Origin of the sequence: Bacillus sp. JJ634, assembly GCF_036962285.1 — a bacterium.
Taxonomy (GTDB): domain Bacteria; phylum Bacillota; class Bacilli; order Bacillales; family DSM-1321; genus Peribacillus; species Peribacillus asahii_A.
In genome coordinates this window covers 1-21,298 of the sequence record NZ_JBALMU010000122.1, presented here as the reverse complement: position 1 = coordinate 21,298, position 21,298 = coordinate 1, and the positions used below count along the sequence as shown (strand labels likewise).

Sequence of the window (21,298 nt, the reverse complement as noted above, 5' to 3'; positions counted from 1 at the left end):
TACAATTATTATACACGATTGGTATAAAAATTGCATAGTAACGGAATTATATATATGCATTGTATAATACTAACATAGTGAAATTTGAGAGTCAATTTTTTTTAGAAACTAAGATGTAATAACCTTTCTTCTTTTCAACTACTTCTACATTTCCAAATAATTGTTCCAGCTTCTCCATAGCAGATGGCGCCCCTTGTTTCTTTTGAATAACCACCCACAAACAACCGCCTTTATTGAGTCGGTCGAAGCTTTGCTCCAAGATTTCATGCACAACTGTCTTGCCAGCTCGAATGGGCGGATTCGTCAAAACAGCAGCAAATTGAGTGGAAGTAACTTGTTGAAAGCGATCACTCTCATGAATTTCTACATTATGAATCCCATTCGATGAAGCATTTTCTTTCGCTAATTCCACAGCGCGACTATTTACATCAATCATTTCAATCGTTCTCTCCGGATAGGATGCTGCAATTGAAAGGCCAATCGGACCATAGCCACATCCAACATCAAGGATTTTGCCTTCAACATCTTCCTCAAGATGAAAACTTTCAATTAATAGCCGCGACCCGAAGTCGATATCATTTTTCGAAAAAACACCGTTATCACTTTTAAAGCGAAAAGAACGCCCTCTTAATGTATAATCCCAGAACTTCGGATTACTTTCAACACCCGGTTTATTTGAATAATAATGTTCTGTCAGAGTCGTCTCCTCCTATCAGAAAAGGAATGTTTGAAGATTATAAAAGAGAAGATTAGTTGAAGACAATAGACTTGCTACTCTTTACCAAAAAGATAATCATTCATTTATGGTAAAAGAGAAAAAAGCCCGCCAAATTAGCGAGCTTTTTTGTTTATGCAAGATTACTTAACTTCAACGTTAGCTCCAACTTCTTCAAGTTTAGCTTTGATTTCTTCAGCTTCTTCTTTAGATACGCCTTCTTTAAGTGCTTTTGGAGCGTTATCAACAACTTCTTTCGCTTCTTTAAGGCCAAGACCTGTAAGTTCACGAACAACTTTGATAACTTTGATTTTTTGGTCTCCAGCAGAAGCAAGAACCACATCAAACTCAGTTTGTTCTTCAGCAACAGCACCAGCAGCGCCACCAACTACAGCTACAGGAGCAGCAGCAGTTACACCAAATTCTTCTTCGATAGCTTTTACAAGGTCATTTAATTCTAAAACAGTCATGTTTTTAACCGCTTCAATGATTTGATCTTTAGTCATTGTATATTTCCTCCTAAGATATGTTTTATTGTTTACTAGTTAAGGCCGAAGATTAACTTACGCGCCTTGTTCTTCTTTTTGATCGGCAACTGCTTTTGCAGCAAGAGCAAGATTGCGGATAGGTGCTTGTAGCACAGAAAGAAGCATTGAAAGCAAGCCTTCGCGTGATGGTAGTTCTGCAAGTGCTTTAATTTCTTCAGCAGTTGCAATGTTCCCTTCAATAACACCCGCTTTAATTTCTAGTGCTTCATGTTTTTTAGCAAAATCGTTAAGGATTTTAGCTGGTGCAACAACATCTTCAGTAGAGAATGCAATTGCATTTGGACCTGTTAGAGATTCGTTTAAACCAGCGATTTCAGCAGCTTCAGCAGCACGACGAGTTAAAGAGTTTTTGTATACTTTGAACTCAATCCCAGCATCACGAAGTTGTTTACGTAGTTCTGTTACTTCAGAAACTGTTAATCCACGGTAATCAACAACAACAGCTGTTTGGCTCGCTTTGAATTTATCAGCAATCTCAACAACGATTTGTTTCTTTTGTTCAATAATTGCGCTCATCCTTACACCTCCTATGAGATTTGCTTGAAAACATTTATACCGTTCATAGAAAAAGCCTTCATTCCTTTGCAGACATGAAGGCAGTAATTTCAAAAATCATAGTCAGTGACTAGTTTTATCTAATTACCTCGGTAGGGCATTAAGCTTGAAATCAAGCACCTACTGTCTACGGTACAAAAGTTATTCATTTATTCACAACAAGATATATTGTAACATCAACTACCTTGTAATGTCAATTAATTATTTTGCATTGAATGTAGAAGCGTCAACTTTTACACCAGGGCCCATTGTAGTTGTTACAGAAATGTTTTTCATGTAAGTTCCTTTAGCAGCCGCAGGTTTTACTTTTTGTAAAGTTTCGTAAATAGTTGTGAAGTTTTCTACTAGTTTAGCATCTTCGAAAGAAACTTTACCGATTGGAGCATGAATGTTTCCTGCTTTATCAACACGGTATTCTACTTTACCAGCTTTGATTTCGTTAACAGCTTTCGTTACGTCGAATGTAACTGTACCTGTTTTTGGATTTGGCATTAAACCTTTTGGTCCTAATACACGACCAAGTTTACCAACTTCACCCATCATATCTGGAGTTGCAACGATTACGTCGAAGTCAAACCATCCTTGTTGGATTTTGTTGATGTAGTCAGCATCACCTACGAAATCAGCACCAGCAGCTTCAGCTTCTTTTGCTTTTTCACCTTTAGCGAATACTAATACACGTTGAGTTTTACCAGTTCCGTTTGGAAGCACAACTGCTCCACGGATTTGTTGGTCAGCTTTCTTAGGGTCTACACCTAGACGGAAAGCAACTTCAACTGTAGCATCGAATTTAGAAAAATTTGCTTTTTTCGCTAATTCAACAGCTTCAACCACTGAATAAGCTTTTGTGCGGTCGATTAATTGTGCCGCTTCAAGATATTTTTTACCTTTTTTAGCCATGATATATAATCCTCCTATATTGTGGTTTTAACGGAATGACCTCCCACTAATAAAGGTTGCGAGTAAATCGCAACCCCGTAGAAAACCGATAACCTTTACATGGATTAGTCTTCGATGACAATACCCATGCTGCGTGCTGTACCTTCAACCATACGCATTGCAGACTCAACGTTTGCAGCGTTTAGATCAGGCATTTTTGTTTCAGCAATCTCGCGTACTTTATCACGCTTGACTGTAGCAACTTTATTACGGTTAGGCTCTCCAGAACCAGACTCGATACCAGCTGCTTTCTTAAGCAATACTGCAGCAGGTGGAGTTTTCGTAATGAATGTAAATGAACGGTCTTCAAATACCGTAATTTCAACAGGAATAATTAGACCAGCTTGATCTGCTGTACGAGCGTTAAACTCCTTACAGAATCCCATGATGTTAACACCAGCTTGACCTAGTGCAGGACCAACTGGCGGTGCCGGATTCGCTTTACCAGCAGGAATTTGCAATTTAACCATTTTAATTACTTTTTTAGCCACGAGACACACCTCCTTATAAGTCCGTGATGTGGTAATAGGGAATCTATAGAAACCCTCCCACTCATCTGAAATTCTTTATTAACATAATAATAAAGAATATTTGTAACATATAGGTCTCGAAATTGAAACATACTGACCTTTGAAATTTTACCACTTTCAAAATACTATTTCAAGTTTTTTTCCGTTTATAATTTTTCCACTTGATCAAAATCGAGTTCAACCGGAGTATCTCGACCAAACATATTTACAAGCACACGAACTTTGCTCTTATCTGTATCCAGCTCTTCGATAGTTCCGCCAAAGTTTGCAAACGGCCCTTCCTTCACTGTTACAGAATCACCTACTTCAAAGTCCACTTCCACTCTGCCTTCTTCAACACCCATGCGTTTTAACACAACTTCAATCTCTTCTGGAAGAAGAGGCGTTGGCTTTGATCCTGCTCCAGAAGAACCGACGAAACCTGTGACACCCGGCGTATTTCTGACTACATACCAAGAATCATCTGTCATGATGATTTCTACTAGTACATATCCAGGGAATACCTTCTTCTTCAACACTTTCTTTTTACCATCTTTAATTTCTGTTTCTTCTTCTTCAGGCACAATCACTCGGAAAATCTTATCTTGCATCCCCATGGACTCTACACGCTTCTCAAGGTTCGCTTTTACTTTATTCTCATATCCCGAATAGGTGTGAACTACATACCAATTCTTTTCCATTCAGTAGGACTATAACGTCCTTCCCTCCCTGCACTCACTATATTTTGAGCCTATGAAACAATATCATTAATAAAATAAGCAAAAATCAACAATTTCATCTCATGTAGACTTACAAGCGTAAGCCAAGGCCATTCTTTCTCTAAATAAAGACAAATTAAAAAACCCGTAACCGGGCTTTTCTCTCATACTTACTTATTCTATCACTATTATACCTTATTTTCGAACCTCTTATTCAACAACTAAACGAATTAATTCAGAAATTCCTAAGTCCACAACAGCAAAGAATAATGACATAATAATAACAGTCGCTAAAACAACAATTGTATATTTCGTTAATTCTTTCCGCTTTGGCCAGCTCACTTTTCGCATTTCGCGAGCTACACCGCGGAAAAATTCAGTCAGGCGTTTCATGAATGTAACCTCCAAGCATAGGTAACTACTGTCTATCTATTTAAAAAAACCTTACTTTGTTTCCTTATGTGCCGTATGAGCATTACATGTCTTACAGAACTTCTTAATTTCAAGACGTTCAACATTCAATGCTTTGTTACTTTCTGAGCTATAATTTCTAGAACCACAGTCTGTACAAGCTAAGATAATTTTTTTACGCATATTATACACCTATCCTATCTACTACATCCATAAAAACTTATCATGACTGTTTTTTATTGTCAACGTGATTTCATTTAACTGCATCTAGCAATTCGTTCAATACATACAAGGTAAGGAGTTTTAAACCCATTTGCGGTGAATAATCGTACCACTTTCTTAGGAAGAGAGGATTCATTTTGACATTTTAAGTCAATCGATACAATGTGGAGATTCAGTAGAAAAAACGGAGAAACTATAAGTTAATCTCTCTAACTTCTAGATAGCGCTCTAGTTTTCTTTTCACACGTTGTAATGCATTATCGATAGACTTGACATGCCTATTTAGCTCTTCTGAAATTTCCTGGTACGTTTGTCCATCCAAATACAAAGAAAGTACTTTCCGTTCTAAATCGCTTAGCAGTTCTGCCATCTTCACTTCAATATCATCGAATTCTTCTTTATTAATCATAAGCTCTTCCGGGTCTAACACTTTCGCTCCCGAAATAACGTCCATAAGAGTGCGATCAGATTCATCATCATAAATAGGCTTGTCCAGAGAAACATAGGAATTAAGCGGTATATGTTTTTGACGAGTTGCTGTCTTAATGGCCGTAATAATCTGCCTTGTAATACATAGCTCAGCAAACGCCTTAAAAGAAGATAACTTATCACCTTTAAAATCACGAATTGCTTTATACAAACCAATCATACCTTCTTGAACAATATCTTCCTTGTCCGCACCAATTAGAAAATACGTTCTAGCTTTTGCTCTTACAAAGTTACGGTACTTTTGAATTAAATAATCTAGCGCTTCACTATCACCTTTGTGTACTAAACCCACTAGCTCATCGTCATCAAGCTGTATATACTCTTCATTCAGCTTCATTCCGGATTTAACGCCCATCTCTCATCCTCCTGACCGTACTCAGATAGAAATATTATACAGTAGGTAAATTTTAGTCGTCAATCTTTCATAGCTTTCCTCTTCGCCATTTTTCAAAAGTTTCAGCCACTTTATCACTTAAGGGAATTTTGGAAGCTGGTTTTTTCCTCGTTGTCTTCGATACATCCTTCTTAATCGCACCACGGACTTGCTCCATTTCAATCAATAGCTCGCGCGCTGATTTCCGGAGGGCTCCCTGTCCAAAAATGACCCATTGCTCCGTATAATCTGATGTTGCTACTTGAATTTGCGTTTTAATATTATTTAATTCAATGGCCATTTTCTCAATCCGCTCATCAGCTGTTTCATTCTCTCTCGTAAAAATGACTTCAACTTTATGATTTTTAAATGTGCGAGAAACTCCTTGAACATAGTAAGCATCAAAAACAATAATGACACGATATCCCATGAATGCTTGGTATTCCGCCATCAATTCAATTAAACGATCTCTAGCAGCAGAAAGATCTCGTTGCTTTAATTCTCTTAGTTCCGGCCATGCTCCAATAATATTGTAACCGTCGACCAACAGAATGTTCATCTCATTATTCCCCTAAAGGGTTGCGTTTACGATAAACTTCATACATCAATAAACTAGCAGCAACTGAAGCATTCAATGAAGTAACTTTCCCTACCATTGGCAGGCGAATGAGAAAGTCGCACTTCTCTTTTGTCAATCGTCCCATTCCTTTTCCTTCACTGCCAATTACAAGACCAATCGGCATCTTCCCATCTAGGTTACGATAGTCATCGCTTCCTTTAGCATCTGTACCTACAATCCAAACTCCACGTTCTTTCAGTTCTTCAATTGCACGAGCTAAGTTCGTGACACGCGCTACCGGAATATATTCAATTGCACCTGTTGAAGCTTTTGCCACCGTTGCCGTTAAACCGACTGCACGACGCTTCGGAATAATAATACCATGAGCACCTGCTGCATCAGCTGTTCTCATAATCGAACCGAGATTATGCGGATCTTCAATTTCATCTAAAATCATAAAAAATGGAGCCTCGCCGCGCTCTTCCGCTCTAGCAAATAAATCATCTACCTCTGCATATTCATAAGCAGCCACTTTAGCGACAACGCCTTGATGAATTCCTTCGACCATTTGATCAATTTTCTTCTTCGGAACGATTTGTACAAATACCTTTTTCTCCTTCGCAATTCCTATCACTTGTTGCATGGAGCCCTTTTGTGAGCCTTCAGCAATCCAAATTTTACTAACCTCCCGCTCAGAGCGCAGCGCTTCTAGCACAGGGTTTCTTCCAATAATAAATTCTTCGCTCATCGGATAGCCGTCCCTTCTTCAATAAATTGAATCGACCGTTTTATAATTTCTTCCATTCTCTCTTGCCGCTTCAATAAATACAGGTAACCGATTAAGGCTTCAAACGCTGTACTATAACGATACGTTTGAACATCCGTATTTTTCGGAACCGTGCCCGATTTTGCGTTTCGTCCCCGACGGACAACCGCCGCCTCTTCTTCTGTTAAGTAATTCTCTTCTAAGAAAAAATGAATAATCGTATTCTGTGCTTTTGCTGATACAAAAGCGGTTGCTTTTTTATGAAGAAGATGGGGTTTTACCGAGCCTTTTTGAATGAGGTGATACCGGATATACGTTTCGTATACGGCATCACCCATATAAGCAAGAGCTAAACTATTTAACATTTTCGCATCAATTTCCTGTTCATAATAGAGCATACATTACCCTCTTTTCCAGCGTGTACCTTGAGGAGTGTCTTCTAGAATAATATTCATGCTTTTTAATTGATCACGAATTTCGTCAGATCGTTGGAAATTACGGTCTTTTCGCGCTTGAATTCTTTCTTGAATTAAACGCTCAATGTCTTCATCCAGCAATCCTTCTTCTTCTAAGCTTAAACCAAGAACAGAGAATAATACTTCATATTCATGTATAAATGCTTCAATGACTTCCTTGTCTGTATTCTTCTCCATTAAGTAATAATTCGCTTGCTTCGATAATTCAAATAAAATCGAAATGGCATTAGCTGTATTAAAATCATCATCCATTTCTTGAACAAATTGCTCATGAAGCTCCTTCACTTTTTGAAGCCAACTATCTTTGTTATCTGTCAAACCATTACTTACTTGCAAACGATGTTTTAAGTTTTGATACGACGTTTTTAACCGTTCAAAGGCCGCTGTCGTATTCTCAATCACCTCTTGACTATAGTTAATCGGATGACGATAGTGTACAGACAGCATAAAGAAACGAAGTACTTGCGGATCATGTTGTTGGATAATATCATGCACTAGAACGAAATTACCTAGCGACTTTGACATTTTTTCATTATCAATATTGATATATCCATTATGCATCCAATATCTAGCGAATGTTTTTCCTGTTAATGCTTCTGATTGAGCAATTTCATTTTCGTGGTGAGGGAACGTTAAATCTTGACCGCCTGCATGGATATCAATGGTGTCTCCGAGATATTTACGAACCATCGCCGAGCACTCAATATGCCAACCTGGGCGACCTTTTCCCCAAGGGCTATCCCAAGAAATTTCGCCTTCTTTTGCCGCTTTCCAAAGAGCAAAATCAAGAGCATCTTGTTTCTTGTCGCCAACTTCAATTCTGGCACCGACTCGGAGCTCGTCAATCGATTGCTGAGAAAGTTTACCGTATTCTTTAAATTTACGAGTACGATAGTACACATCTCCTTCTGATTCATACGCATAGCCTTTCTCGATTAACGCTTCGACAAACTCAATAATAGCATCCATGTTTTCCATAACTGTTGGATGAACATCGGCTTTTTTACAACCTAAAGCTGAAACATCTTCGAAATAAGCTTGAATAAAGCGCTCAGAAATCGTTGGTACATCTTCTCCTAATTCCTTAGCAGCACGAATTAGCTTATCATCAACATCGGTAAAGTTTGAAACAAACGTTACATCATATCCACGGTATTTCAAATAATTGCGAACTGTATCAAAAACAATTGCAGGTCTTGCATTCCCAATATGAATGTAATTGTAAACGGTCGGCCCGCATACATACATTTTAACCTTTCCCTCTTCCATTGGAACAAACGTTTCCTTCTGGCGCGTTACACTGTTATAAATCTTAATAGCCATTTTATAAACTCCTTTCTTCCTGCTTTCGAGCCAATTCCAATTCCACTTTCAATTGTTTAATTTCTGTTTCCAGCTCTTTAAAGCGGTCTGCAATAGGATCAGGAAGATCTGAATGATTGAGGTCTTTCCCCACCTTAACACCGTCTTGGATAACGACTTTCCCCGGAATCCCTACAACCGTTGAATTAGGCGGTACTTCTTTCAGCACAACAGAACCTGCCCCAATCTTTGAATTCTCTCCTACTGTAATCGAACCCAGCACTTTCGCACCTGTTGCAATTAACACATTATCTTCAATCGTCGGATGACGCTTCCCTTTTTCTTTTCCTGTTCCGCCAAGTGTAACTCCCTGGAAAACGGATACATTATCCCCAATTTCGCATGTTTCTCCAATCACAATCCCCATCCCATGATCAATAAAGAAACGACGGCCAATTTTTGCCCCCGGATGAATTTCAATTCCTGTGAAAAAGCGGCTAATCTGTGAAATAGATCTGGCAATAAAATATAGCTTTCTTTTATAAAATGCATGAGCAATTCGATGGTTCCAAATAGCATGAAGACCTGAATACGTTAAGATAACTTCTAAATAACTACGCGCTGCTGGATCTTGATCAAAAATGACTTCAACATCCTCTTTAAACATTTTAAACAATGTAATCCCCCCCATAGTTCGACACTTACTTATCTCTACAACTCAAAACACTTCTTTACTTCCTCAACTGGATATACCCCTACAATCACAGTTAACCATAATAAATAACACGCCCCCCTGTTCATATAAAGATAGACTTTTTATATGCCGTTATTACATAGCTCAATTCATATATGTAATAGAGCCTTAAAAAGAACAAACATACAAGCGGCTTACTCAGTCCTGACAAGCATTAGAAAACCAGAAGATACAGCCATTTATATTTTCCCTGTAAAAAACAAAAAGCGCCCCTGTCTAAATAGACAGAGACGCTAATAGAAAGCGCGGTTCCACTCTGTTTGGAATGATAAACATAGGTTAAACATTCATTTTATCATTCCCAACTTTTATCCCGATAACGGAGGACAGCCGCCTTTGCCTACTATTCATTCAGCAAAGTACTCAAGGGTGCATTTCAAAAAACGAGGGGCCTGAACCACTTTCAGCAGGTTATGGTTCTCTCTATTAAAGCATCGTTTTCCTACTTCTCCCTATCAACGCGTTTAACTTGTAAGATTATTTAATACTATATTATATTTTTGGCAAATTGTTAATATAAAATACTTTGCAAGCGTTGTTTAATTTTTTCTTTGCCTAACAGGGCAATCGCTTTTGGTAAATCCGGACCATGCGTTTGACCTGTTGCTGCTGCACGAATCGGCATAAATAGCTTCTTCCCTTTATGTCCTGTGCTTTTTTGAACAGCTTTAATGGATTTCTTAATTTCTTCCGCTGTAAAAGCTTCTAATGCTTCCACTTCTTGAAGAAAAGCTTGCATGACTTCCGGTACTTGCTCTTCCGCTAATACCTCTTTCGCTTCCTCTTCAAATTCCAATTCTTCTTTAAAGAACAATTGAGATAAATCAACAATCTCTGCTCCATAGCTCATTTGCTCTTGATATAGACCAATTAAATCACGAACCCATTCATCCTGCTCGGCTGTACGCACCTCTGCTACTTTTCCTGCTTTAATCAAATGTGGTAAAGAAATTTCAACCGCACGATCCAGGTCAAGCTGCTTCACGTATTGATTGTTTAACCAAGTTAATTTTTGCTGATCAAAAAGCGCCGGTGACTTCGATAACCGCTCTGCATCAAACAGTTTAATAAACTCTTCTTTTGAGAAAATTTCTTCTTCGCCGCCTGGATGCCAGCCTAAAAGCGCGATAAAGTTAAACAATGCTTGCGGCACATACCCTAATGCCTCATACTGCTCAATAAATTGAATAATGGACTCATCACGTTTACTTAATTTCTTTCGGCTCTCATTCACAATTAACGTCATATGACCGAAAATTGGCGGTTCCCAACCAAATGCTTCATAAATCATCAATTGCTTTGGTGTATTGGAAATATGATCATCTCCACGTAAAACATGAGAAATCTTCATCAAGTGATCATCCACAGCTACAGCAAAGTTATAAGTAGGAATTCCATCCTTCTTTACGATAACCCAATCACCGATGCCCTCTGATTCAAAGGATACTTCACCCTTCACCATATCTTGGAATGTATATACTTTACCTGCAGGAACGACAAAACGAATGCTCGGCTTTCTACCTTCCGCCTCTAACTTCGCTTGCTCCTCAGCCGTTAAATGACGGCACTTTCCAGAATACTTCGGCGTCTCGTTCTTTGCCTGCTGCGCTTCGCGTTCCGCTTCCAGCTCTTCTTCTGTACAGTAGCATTTATACGCCAATCCTTTATCTAATAGTTCTTCGTACAATTTTTTATAAAGGTCATTTCGCTCTGACTGACGATATGGTCCATACTCGCCACCAACATCAATACTTTCATCCCAATCCATACCTAGCCATTTTAAATATTTCAGTTGGCTTTCTTCGCCGCCTTCAATATTACGCTTCGTATCTGTATCTTCAATACGAATAATAAATTTACCGCCTTTGTTTCGTGCATATAAATAATTAAATAAAGCCGTACGGGCATTTCCTATATGTAAATGTCCAGTTGGACTCGGTGCATAGCGAACTCGGATTTCGCTGCTCATGTCTAACTCCTCCTAAATACTCACGAATTTACCGTTATATATTTTATCATTTAAACAGACTCGAATAAAGGAAACTTCGATTCACAGATGAACGACTTTTAATTTGACTTCACCAATAGTACAACAGCTTGAGCAGCGATCCCTTCCTTGCGCCCTGTGAAGCCTAACTTCTCTGTTGTTGTCGCTTTGACGTTTACTTGCTCCACCGTCGCCTCTAATAGCTGAGCAATCCGCTCACGCATTGCTTCAATATAAGGCGCCATTTTGGGGCTTTGGGCAATAATCGTACAATCAATATTCCCTAGCTTGTAGCCTTCTTGTTTCACTAGATTCCAAACATGCTCAAGAAGCTTGGCAGAGTCCGCATCTTTAAACTCAGGGTCTGTATCAGGAAAATGCTTTCCGATATCGCCAGCACCAATCGCTCCAAGTACGGCATCAGCTACAGTATGAAGCAAGACATCCGCATCCGAGTGACCAAGCAGCCCTTTCTCATAAGGGATCGTAATGCCGCCAATAATTAACGGTCTTCCTTCTACCAACTGATGAACATCGAATCCTTGTCCAATTCGAAACATTCTATTCACTCCTTCTCTTTCTCCATCTTCCTCTTCGCCTGCTTATGTAAAATAGCTTCGGCAAAATAAAGATCTTCTTGTGTCGTAATTTTTATATTATCATAATCCCCTTCAATAATAACCACTTGTTCACCCATCCGCTCTAAAAGACTAGCATCGTCTGTACCAAGAAATTCATCCGCTTCTGCCTGTTTATGTGCTTTATACAAAATAGGCACACGAAAAGCTTGTGGCGTTTGTACCGCCCACAAGCTTGATCGTTCAACGGTCTCCACTACAGATCGTTCTTCCACCCTTTTAATCGTATCCTTAACTGGTACAGCAACGATTGCTCCAGCATGAAGGGAAGCGGCTTCCGTTAATGAATGAATCAACGCCTGATCAATAAACGGACGCGCTCCATCATGTACAAGTACAATTTCCTCATTTATATGCTTTAGACCGTTAAAAACACTTTGTTGACGTTCCGCCCCGCCAGCTACTAATTTCTTTACTTTCTTCAATCCATAAGCATCCATTAATTCGGTAAAATAAGCCTCTTCTGCTGGATTAATGACTAAAATGATACCTTGACAATGAGGGTCCGCCTCAAATACTTGCAACGTATAAATAATAATGGGAATCCCTGAAAGTTCAATAAATAGCTTGTTCTTCCCCGCCTTCATCCTTTTCCCTTGTCCCGCTGCGGGAATCACCACTTCATACAACATAACCGTTTCTCCTCTATAATGCTTTCTCTAATTGCTTCGGTTTCGCAAAGATCATTCGTCCGGCAGACGTTTGCAATACACTCGTAACAAGTACATCCAGTCGCTTTCCAATATAATCTCTTCCACCTTCAACTACAATCATCGTCCCATCATCTAAATAGGCTACACCTTGATTCTGCTCTTTCCCATCCTTAATTACTTGCACGCTCATTTCTTCACCCGGAAGAACAACCGGCTTTACCGCATTGGCCAAATCATTAATATTTAATACAGCTACTTTTTGAAATTCACACACTTTATTCAAATTAAAATCATTGGTCACCACAATGCCGCCTGTTACTTTAGCAAGCTTTACTAGCTTACTATCTACTTCCTGAATATCTTCAAAATCTCCTTCATACATTTCCACCTTAATCGGCACATCTTTTTGAATACGATTCAAAATATCCAAACCTCGGCGACCGCGGTTTCTTTTTAACGCATCAGAAGAGTCTGCAATGTGTTGAAGTTCGTTCAATACAAACTGTGGAATGACAATCGTCCCTTCTAAAAAGCCCGTTTGACAAATGTCCGCAATTCGACCATCAATAATAACACTAGTATCTAGGATTTTTAATTTATGATTTGACTCTTCTTCACTTTCTTCACTGGTTACATGTTTCTTTTTATTTGCTTTCAAAAATAGATTCAATAGTTCATCGCGCTTTTTCACACCTACTTGAAAACCAAAATAACCAAATAACAACGTTAAAATAATTGGCACAATGGTATCTAGTATCGGTACGCGAATCGCATTAAACGCTGAACTAATAAGATAAGCCACGACTAAACCGACCAACAGCCCCAAACTTCCAAAAATAATATCCGTAATTGGGACTTTAACAAGCTGCTCTTCTAACCACTTCATAAAGTTTAAAACATAATCCAATAACCAAAACGTAAGAAGATAAAAAATAATAGCTCCTAGGAGTACACTTGCATAAGGATTATTTAAAATAGCTACATCATCGGCACTTAACACCACTAATAATTCCGGAATAAGAAACATACCGAGTGTTCCACCAATTATTAAAAAGCAGGCTTGTATAATCCGCTTTAACATCATTTCACCTCCCTCTCTCCATTATGAACAATTTTATACAAATACAATCATATATACTTCAGTTAAACGAGATAAAAAGGATTTCTTTTTAAGCCTAGCACCGTACGAATTACGTGTCAAAAAGGAAGTACCTCTCATTTTTCGGGGAAATTCGAGAAGAATAGACCTATTTACTTACATCCTTCTGTCTGTCACAAGCTGATTTTTTAAAATACGAAGCCCTTCTTTAATCTTATTGGCACGCACTTCGCCAATTCCCTCGACATCATCCAATTCCTCAACAGAAGCTTTATGAATATCAGCAAAGCTGCCAAAGCGTTGCACTAGATTTTCAATAATTAACCCCGGGAGACGAGAAATTTTATGCAGCATGCGATAGCCTCTAGCATGTACTAATTCATCAAGATGAATATATCCATTATATCCCAAAGTTTTCAATAGAGCACCCTCATCTAAATTCTCCTGCATAGCTAATTCTTGGAGTTTTGCCACAACAAGATCGGGATTTTCATCGTTTTTACATGCATAGTCTTTAATAAGCCATTTGCCTTCAATTTCGATATCAGCAAGAATTTCATTCATTTGTAAACGAATAAGGCGTCCTTCTGTACCTAATTCATGTAAATACGCGACAAGTTCTGCTTTAATACGCAATACCATCACATATCGATGAAACACTTGAAGCAAGTCCGCAAACGTGACGATTTCCTCATATTCTAAAACACCTAAAACGGCAATACTTTGCTGCAACACGACTTTATATTTCTCTAACGTTTGAATCGCTAAATTAGCCTTTGCCAAAATGACACCAATATCTTTTAACGCGTAACGAAAATTCCCTTGGTATAAGGTAATGACATTACGTCGCTGAGAAATGGCAATAACAAGCGATTTTGTCTCCCGTGCAACCCGCTCCGCTGTTCGGTGGCGCATGCCTGTTTCTGTAGAAGAAACACTAATATCAGGGACAAGCTGGGCATTCGCAAGCAAAATCGTATCTGCTTTTTCATTTACAATAATCCCGCCATCCATTTTAGCTAGTTCATATAATGTACTGGACGTACAAGGACAATTAATTTTAAATCCGCCATCGACAATCGAACGAACTTTTTCATTGTACCCAACGACTATTAAACCACCTGTATTAGCCCGGAGTACATTCTCAATCCCTTCACGTAATGGCGTCCCTGGCGCAACAAGTTGCAAAATGTCTAACTTTATTTTTTCATAAAGTTTTTTATCATTCATATTTTACCCCCCTAATGCGTATTGAAGCGCTTCTGCTACGGATGAAACGCCTATAACTTCAACCTCTTTAGGCACCGTCCAACCAACCATATTATTGGACGGAAGAAGCACCCGCTCAAATCCGAGTTTTGCCGCTTCCTGAACACGTTGCTCAATTCTAGATACCCGTCTAACTTCCCCTGTTAAGCCTACTTCACCGATAAAGCAATCTGTTGGTCTTGTTGGTTTATCCCGAAAGCTAGAAGCAATACTAATCGCAACCGCTAAATCAATTGCCGGCTCATCCAGTTTCACACCGCCAGCTACCTTCAAATAAGCATCTTGATTTTGCAGCAGTAAACCGACACGCTTCTCTAATACTGCCATTAACAATGACACTCGATTATGATCAAGGCCTGTAGCCATACGACGCGGATTCCCAAAGCTTGTTGGTGAAATTAAAGCTTGAATTTCAACGAGGACTGGCCGCGTTCCTTCCATCGAGGCAACAACAGTCGAACCCGAGGCTCCCTGGGACCGTTCTTCTAGAAAAATCTCAGATGGATTGGCTACTTCTTCTAAGCCATCTTCTTTCATTTCAAAAATCCCCATCTCGTTTGTCGAACCGAAACGATTTTTTACTGCTCGAATAATTCGATATGTATGATGTCGCTCTCCTTCAAAATATAACACCGTATCGACCATATGTTCGAGCAAGCGTGGACCAGCAATCGCTCCTTCTTTCGTAACATGCCCGACAATAAAAATGGCAATGCCCTTTGTCTTTCCAATTCGCATTAATGTAGCTGTACATTCACGCACTTGGGAGACGCTTCCTGGTGCAGATGTAACTTCGGATTGATAGACTGTTTGAATAGAATCGATGATCACTAAATCAGGATTCACTTCACTAATAGCGTGTTGAATATAATCCATATCTGTTTCAGAATAAACAAATAGATTCTCAGATGCCACACCAAGGCGGTCTGCTCTTAACTTCGTTTGCTTCACCGATTCTTCTCCAGAAATGTAGAGCACTTTCTTTCCTTTGCGAGCAAGCTGCGAGGATACTTGGAGAAGCAAAGTTGATTTCCCAATTCCCGGATCACCGCCAATTAAAACAAGCGAACCTTGCACAATCCCGCCGCCAAGAGCACGGTTTAATTCTGCTAAATCTGTTGCAATACGCGGCTCTTGCTCGGTTTGAATCGTCGTAATCGGAGCAGCTTTAATTCTTTCTCCTGTCCCAATCTGTGTATCAGAATGAGCAAACGCTCCCCTTCTCCCCGGCTTTACAATTTCGACTTCCTCCACCATTTTGTTCCACTCGCCGCACCCAGGACATTTCCCCATCCACTTCGGTGATTCATATCCACATGACTGACACATAAATTTTGTCTTCTTTTTAGCCACTCTACTTGCTCCTTCTACCCTAAACTGGGTATTAATAAAAGATATTACACATAGACTCTATTTAATCCTTTTTGGAAACGCCTTCATACGTATATTTTAGAAAAATTAACCTAAAGCTAGTTTTTTATTGTATATAAAAACAGAGGTACACTGCAATAAATGCATGTACCTCGATGTTTTTTCGTTCTTTAATTATTCATGCGGAACAGCTTCAGGCTGTTTAATGGTTAATGCCCCATCTACAAGATCTAGTACAACCTTTTGTCCTTTTTGAACATTTCCTTTTAATAGTTCTTCAGAAAGGAAGTCTTCCACATGTTTTTGTAAAGCTCGACGGATTGGACGTGCACCGTATTCTGGATCGAATCCTTCTTTAGCGATTTTTTCCTTTGCTGCCTCTGTTAGCTCTAGGAAAATATCTTGCTCTTTTAAACGGTTAATTAATTGATCAGCCATTAATGAAACAATCTCTGTTAAATGCTTTTTCTCTAATGAGTGGAACACAATTGTTTCATCGATACGGTTTAGGAATTCAGGACGGAAAGCACGTTTTAATTCTTCCATCACTTTTCCTTTCATATCTTTGTAATCTTGGCCTTCATCTTGAATATTAAATCCGACATATTTATTCGTTTTTAACGCCGCCGCACCAACATTCGATGTCAAAATTAAAATCGTGTTACGGAAATCAACGGTACGACCTTTTGAATCTGTTAATCTTCCGTCTTCCAATACCTGGAGTAAAATATTAAATACATCTGGATGCGCTTTTTCAATTTCATCTAGCAACACGACAGAGTATGGTTTACGGCGAACTTTTTCCGTTAATTGACCGCCTTCTTCATATCCAACATAACCTGGAGGTGAACCAACTAGACGAGATGTTGAATGCTTCTCCATGTATTCTGACATATCAATGCGAATCATGGCATCTTCATCACCAAAGATTGATTCAGCTAGGGCACGGGCAAGTTCCGTTTTCCCAACCCCTGTAGGACCTAAGAAAATGAATGAACCAATCGGACGCTTCGGATCTTTTAATCCTGCCCTTGCACGGCGAACTGCTTTTGAAACAGCAATGACTGCTTCTTCTTGACCAATTACACGATCATGAAGAATCGATTCCATATTTAGCAGTTTATCAGATTCTGTTTGAGCTAATCTTGTTACTGGTACACCTGTCCAGCTAGATACAACATGGGCAATATCTTCAACGGTTACTTCACTATTCTCTTGACCTTGTTTCTCTTTCCACGTTTTCTTCGTTTCTTCCAGTTGTTCACGTAAACGTTGTTCTGTATCACGAAGAGAAGCGGCTTTTTCAAACTCTTGACTTTGAACAGAAGCATCCTTTTCCTTACGCACCTCTTCTAATTTCACTTCCAACTCTTTTAAATTTGGTGGCGTTGTATAAGAACGTAAACGTACTTTTGAACCTGCTTCATCAATTAAGTCAATCGCCTTATCTGGTAAGAATCGGTCAGAGATATAACGATCCGATAATTTAACCGCCGCATCAATTGCTTCATCTGTAATTGATACACGGTGATGTGCTTCATAACGGTCACGTAAACCTTTTAAAATTTGAATGGACTCTTCAATCGTTGGCTCATCTACTTGAATTGGTTGGAAACGGCGCTCAAGTGCTGCATCTTTTTCAATATATTTACGATACTCATCAAGCGTTGTTGCCCCGATGCATTGAAGCTCTCCACGTGCTAATGAAGGTTTTAAAATATTAGAAGCATCAATAGCACCTTCTGCGCCGCCTGCACCGATTAACGTATGCAATTCATCGATAAATAGAATAATGTTTCCAGCCTGGCGAATTTCATCCATGACTTTTTTCAAGCGGTCTTCAAATTCACCACGATATTTTGTACCAGCCACGACTGTACCCATATCAAGCGTCATGACTCGCTTATCTCGCAAAATTTCTGGGACTTCATTGTTAATAATTTGCTGTGCTAAGCCTTCTGCAATCGCTGTTTTACCAACACCAGGTTCTCCAATAAGAACAGGATTGTTTTTTGTACGGCGACTTAACACCTCAATGACACGTTGAATTTCTTTACTGCGCCCAATAACAGGATCTAGACTGCCTTCACGAGCAATTGCAGTTAAATCACGTGCTAAACTGTCTAATGTTGGTGTGCTAGCATTCGCTGCTGCCGCGCCTTGATGCCCGCCAGACTCATTACTTCCTAGCAACTGAAGAACTTGCTGACGTGCCTTGTTCAAGCTAACACCTAGATTGTTTAACACACGAGCCGCTACTCCCTCACCTTCACGAATAAGCCCTAATAGGACATGCTCCGTGCCCACATATGAGTGTCCTAGCTTTCTTGCTTCATCCATAGAAAGTTCAATGACTTTCTTAGCTCTTGGTGTATAGTGAATCGTTTGAGACGTATCCTGACCACGCCCAATCAAATTTTCCACTTCTTTTTGAATTTTATCTGCACCTAGGCCAAGGGCATATAACGCTTTAGCTGCAATCCCTTCCCCTTCACGTACTAAGCCTAGAAGGATATGTTCTGTACCAATATTATTATGACCTAAACGAATTGCTTCTTCTTGAGCCAATGCTAATACCTTTTGAGCTCTCTCAGTAAAACGACCAAACATCATAGTGAATTCCTCCTTAAGAATGTTCTTTTGTATCTAAGTTTAAACGCTCTCGGATGAGGGCCGCGCGACGCATATCCCTTTCATAAGGTCTTAATGGTCCACCGGCATATTTTTGTAGAAAGCCTGGTTGCGTTAAAATCATTAATTCATTGAGGATGCTCTCTGAAATATTTTGAATGTATCCTAAATCTATTCCTAACCTCACATCAGAAATGCAAGTAGACGCTTCCTTCGTTTCGATAATCCTTGCGTTTGACAAAATTCCGTAAGAACGGAAAACTCTATCTTCTAATTGTATGTTTGAGGTTTTCACTAATGCTTCTCTTGCTGCTCTTTCTTGGGCAATAATTTGTTGAACAACACTTGTTAAATCTTCAACGATGTCTTTTTCAGACTTACCAAGCGTAATTTGATTAGATATTTGAAAGATATTCCCTAACGCTTGACTGCCTTCACCATACATCCCGCGAACAACAAGACCAAGCTGATTGATGGCTGGGATGATTTTATTAATTTGCTGAGTCAAGACTAACCCTGGTAAATGCATCATAACTGAAGCACGTAAGCCTGTGCCAACATTCGTCGGGCAGCTTGTTAAGTATCCTCTCTCTTCATCATATGCATAGTCGATTGCTTCTTCTAACCAATCATCTAATATATTTGCTAATTGTAAGGCTTTTGTTAGCTGCAAGCCTGACATTAAACACTGGATTCTTACATGGTCTTCTTCATTAATCATCACACTAATGACTTCGTCGTCTGATAATAAACAAGCTCCGTGTGTAGATTCATCAACGAGTTTAGGACTGATTAAATGTTTTTCAACAAGCACACGTTTTTCTAATGCTTGAAGTTGCTCCATTTCTATCATCTCTAATTGACCAATCTCTGAATTCACTTCTGATTCCAAACGTTTTTTGATCAATTCAAGAATGGATTTTGCCTCTTCATGTGAAAATAATGTTGGAAAGGTATACTCTTTAAAATTTCTAGCAAGTCGAACGCGGGAACTTAAGACGATATCGGATTCAGGTCCTTCATGATTCATCCAAGAACTGAGGGCATTTTGTAAAAATTTCTCTAAACTCATGACTCATCCCCCTCACCCTGTGCATGAACCCGTTTTTCCAAAGCCCTAATTTTATCTCGAATCTCCGCAGCTTTTTCGAATTCTTCTTGGTCGATATAAGTTTTTAACGTATCTTTCATCTCGGCCAGTTGTTTTTTTAGATGCAGCGCACCACCAATTCTTTTAGGAATTTTACCTATATGAGCAGTATTACCGCTATGCACTCTCTTTAAAATAGGATTAAGCTGTTTATTGAAAGTTTCACAGCAGGTCGCACATCCAAATTTACCGATACGAACAAATTCCCTAAAAGAAAGCTGACAGTGCGGACAACGTACTTCCTCTGTCTTTGGGAAAGAATTCGCCTTAGGGTGTTGAAAATTAGACTCTATATTCAATAGCCCTGCTAATAAGTTATTAATTGAGAAACCAGATCCTCCATTTTCCATAAACAGATCGCTTTTTCCCTGAGCACATTTTTCGCAAATATGCACCTCGGTTGTTTCACCATTTACAATTTTCGTGAAATGAAGGGCAGCTGGCCTCTGATTACATTCTTGGCATATCATGCACTCTCACCCCTGCAAGACTCATTTATATTTTAGCGTAGTAAGCATCGCAGTTAAAATTCTTGCCCTTAATTCATCTCGATCAGGTAAATCGATATAAATAACCGATCGATCAATAACACTCATCATAATCTTTGCTTCTCGATGATTGATAATGTCTTCATTAATGAGCCGATCAATAATTCCTTCAGCAGTTGATTGTGAGACTCTAGAGCCGATAATAGAGATTAACTGATCAATAAGATGGGCGTGTTCTTGTGATTTGATTTTCATAATCCGAATATAACCGCCGCCACCACGTTTACTTTCTACCAGAAATCCTCTTTCAATTGTAAATCTTGTATTAATAACATAATTAATTTGAGAAGGAACACATTGAAATTTATCTGCAATTTCACTTCTTTTAATTTCTAAAATGTCTTTTTGACTCATTTCCAATATTTGCTTTAAATAAATTTCAATAATATCGGATATGTTTCTCACTCAACCTCCTCCATCCTGACTTTGACTATATTTGACTAATATTATACAACGAAAATTATAATTTGCAAATTAAATGGTTCATATTTTGTATTTTTTTGTATGATATAGGATAAGTTTCCCCTAATATATCCATGATTACACATGCATAGAAAAAAATTCACAAAAAAAATCAGCTTTTCAGCTGATCTCATGTATGCTTGGCGACGTCCT

At 38.9% G+C, this 21,298-nt stretch carries 24 protein-coding genes and 2 other annotated features; all 24 genes read right to left on the bottom strand.

The genetic code is table 11. The features are described from left to right. Nucleotides 1-91 precede the first annotated feature (91 nt). Entirely contained in the window at nt 92-697 is a 606-nt protein-coding gene (locus V7068_RS17400; protein ID WP_499713825.1) for a class I SAM-dependent methyltransferase, read from the bottom strand. Between the two features lie 161 nt (nt 698-858). Next, nucleotides 859-1,221 carry a 50S ribosomal protein L7/L12 gene (gene rplL / locus V7068_RS17395; protein WP_499713823.1) on the bottom strand — a complete coding sequence of 121 codons (363 nt, stop codon included), beginning with the start codon at nt 1,219-1,221 and terminating at the stop codon, nt 859-861. Nucleotides 1,222-1,278: 57 nt separating this feature from the next. Beyond that, a complete protein-coding gene (rplJ, locus tag V7068_RS17390) occupies nt 1,279-1,779 on the bottom strand; it encodes a 50S ribosomal protein L10 (RefSeq protein ID WP_119118201.1) in 501 nt (166 codons plus the stop codon). Between the two features lie 39 nt (nt 1,780-1,818). Continuing rightward, nucleotides 1,819-1,969, bottom strand: a sequence feature (ribosomal protein L10 leader region). 50 nt (nt 1,970-2,019) lie between these two features. Next, nucleotides 2,020-2,718: a 50S ribosomal protein L1 gene (rplA, locus tag V7068_RS17385; RefSeq protein WP_252292533.1), complete on the bottom strand. Its 699-nt coding sequence runs from the start codon at nt 2,716-2,718 to the stop codon at nt 2,020-2,022. A 104-nt stretch (nt 2,719-2,822) separates the two neighbouring features. Then, the gene (gene rplK / locus V7068_RS17380) at nt 2,823-3,248 is read right to left on the bottom strand and encodes a 50S ribosomal protein L11 (RefSeq protein ID WP_029282857.1); all 426 of its coding nucleotides are present in this window, start codon (nt 3,246-3,248) and stop codon (nt 2,823-2,825) included. 185 nt (nt 3,249-3,433) lie between these two features. Further along, a complete protein-coding gene (gene nusG / locus V7068_RS17375; protein WP_127758651.1) occupies nt 3,434-3,967 on the bottom strand; it encodes a transcription termination/antitermination protein NusG in 534 nt (177 codons plus the stop codon). Nucleotides 3,968-4,195: 228 nt separating this feature from the next. Next, complete coding sequence (secE, locus tag V7068_RS17370) at nt 4,196-4,378, bottom strand: preprotein translocase subunit SecE (protein ID WP_252292531.1); 183 nt, start codon at nt 4,376-4,378, stop codon at nt 4,196-4,198. Between the two features lie 51 nt (nt 4,379-4,429). Next, on the bottom strand, nt 4,430-4,579 hold the full coding sequence (gene rpmG, locus V7068_RS17365) for a 50S ribosomal protein L33 (RefSeq protein WP_119118197.1): 150 nt from the start codon (nt 4,577-4,579) through the stop codon (nt 4,430-4,432). 232 nt (nt 4,580-4,811) lie between these two features. Next, entirely contained in the window at nt 4,812-5,462 is a 651-nt protein-coding gene (gene sigH / locus V7068_RS17360) for an RNA polymerase sporulation sigma factor SigH (protein ID WP_119118196.1), read from the bottom strand. A 67-nt stretch (nt 5,463-5,529) separates the two neighbouring features. Next, nucleotides 5,530-6,039 carry an NYN domain-containing protein gene (locus V7068_RS17355; protein ID WP_499713822.1) on the bottom strand — a complete coding sequence of 170 codons (510 nt, stop codon included), beginning with the start codon at nt 6,037-6,039 and terminating at the stop codon, nt 5,530-5,532. A gap of 4 nt (nt 6,040-6,043) precedes the next feature. Next, nucleotides 6,044-6,787, bottom strand: coding sequence for a 23S rRNA (guanosine(2251)-2'-O)-methyltransferase RlmB (rlmB, locus tag V7068_RS17350; protein ID WP_127758649.1), 744 nt, complete (start codon nt 6,785-6,787; stop codon nt 6,044-6,046). After that, nucleotides 6,784-7,203 (bottom strand): Mini-ribonuclease 3, encoded by a 420-nt coding sequence (locus tag V7068_RS17345; RefSeq protein WP_375351105.1) that lies wholly within the window; start codon nt 7,201-7,203, stop codon nt 6,784-6,786. The genes rlmB and V7068_RS17345 overlap by 4 nt, the downstream gene beginning before the upstream one ends. Before the next feature lie 3 nt (nt 7,204-7,206). Beyond that, on the bottom strand, nt 7,207-8,604 hold the full coding sequence (gene cysS / locus V7068_RS17340) for a cysteine--tRNA ligase (protein WP_499713821.1): 1,398 nt from the start codon (nt 8,602-8,604) through the stop codon (nt 7,207-7,209). Between the two features lies 1 nt (nt 8,605). Then, on the bottom strand, nt 8,606-9,250 hold the full coding sequence (gene cysE, locus V7068_RS17335; protein WP_499713824.1) for a serine O-acetyltransferase: 645 nt from the start codon (nt 9,248-9,250) through the stop codon (nt 8,606-8,608). Nucleotides 9,251-9,560: 310 nt separating this feature from the next. Further along, nucleotides 9,561-9,805 (bottom strand) — a binding site (T-box leader). Between the two features lie 43 nt (nt 9,806-9,848). After that, entirely contained in the window at nt 9,849-11,306 is a 1,458-nt protein-coding gene (gene gltX / locus V7068_RS17330) for a glutamate--tRNA ligase (protein WP_499713820.1), read from the bottom strand. 98 nt (nt 11,307-11,404) lie between these two features. Beyond that, nucleotides 11,405-11,884, bottom strand: a complete 480-nt coding sequence (ispF, locus tag V7068_RS17325) for a 2-C-methyl-D-erythritol 2,4-cyclodiphosphate synthase (protein WP_127758644.1) — start codon at nt 11,882-11,884, stop codon at nt 11,405-11,407. 5 nt (nt 11,885-11,889) lie between these two features. Next, nucleotides 11,890-12,594: a 2-C-methyl-D-erythritol 4-phosphate cytidylyltransferase gene (gene ispD / locus V7068_RS17320; RefSeq protein ID WP_499713819.1), complete on the bottom strand. Its 705-nt coding sequence runs from the start codon at nt 12,592-12,594 to the stop codon at nt 11,890-11,892. Between the two features lie 13 nt (nt 12,595-12,607). Further along, a complete protein-coding gene (locus V7068_RS17315; RefSeq protein WP_499713818.1) occupies nt 12,608-13,696 on the bottom strand; it encodes a PIN/TRAM domain-containing protein in 1,089 nt (362 codons plus the stop codon). A gap of 174 nt (nt 13,697-13,870) precedes the next feature. Then, nucleotides 13,871-14,944, bottom strand: coding sequence for a DNA integrity scanning diadenylate cyclase DisA (gene disA, locus V7068_RS17310; protein ID WP_499713817.1), 1,074 nt, complete (start codon nt 14,942-14,944; stop codon nt 13,871-13,873). Between the two features lie 3 nt (nt 14,945-14,947). After that, nucleotides 14,948-16,336 (bottom strand): DNA repair protein RadA, encoded by a 1,389-nt coding sequence (radA, locus tag V7068_RS17305; protein ID WP_127758641.1) that lies wholly within the window; start codon nt 16,334-16,336, stop codon nt 14,948-14,950. A gap of 192 nt (nt 16,337-16,528) precedes the next feature. Continuing rightward, nucleotides 16,529-18,967, bottom strand: coding sequence for an ATP-dependent protease ATP-binding subunit ClpC (clpC, locus tag V7068_RS17300; protein ID WP_127758640.1), 2,439 nt, complete (start codon nt 18,965-18,967; stop codon nt 16,529-16,531). A gap of 13 nt (nt 18,968-18,980) precedes the next feature. Continuing rightward, complete coding sequence (gene mcsB / locus V7068_RS17295) at nt 18,981-20,057, bottom strand: protein-arginine kinase McsB (protein WP_252282883.1); 1,077 nt, start codon at nt 20,055-20,057, stop codon at nt 18,981-18,983. Then, nucleotides 20,054-20,605, bottom strand: coding sequence for a protein-arginine kinase activator protein McsA (gene mcsA, locus V7068_RS17290; RefSeq protein ID WP_252292518.1), 552 nt, complete (start codon nt 20,603-20,605; stop codon nt 20,054-20,056). Before mcsA ends, mcsB begins: the two co-directional genes overlap by 4 nt. Before the next feature lie 21 nt (nt 20,606-20,626). Then, on the bottom strand, nt 20,627-21,088 hold the full coding sequence (locus V7068_RS17285) for a CtsR family transcriptional regulator (RefSeq protein ID WP_252288240.1): 462 nt from the start codon (nt 21,086-21,088) through the stop codon (nt 20,627-20,629). Nucleotides 21,089-21,298 lie beyond the last annotated feature (210 nt).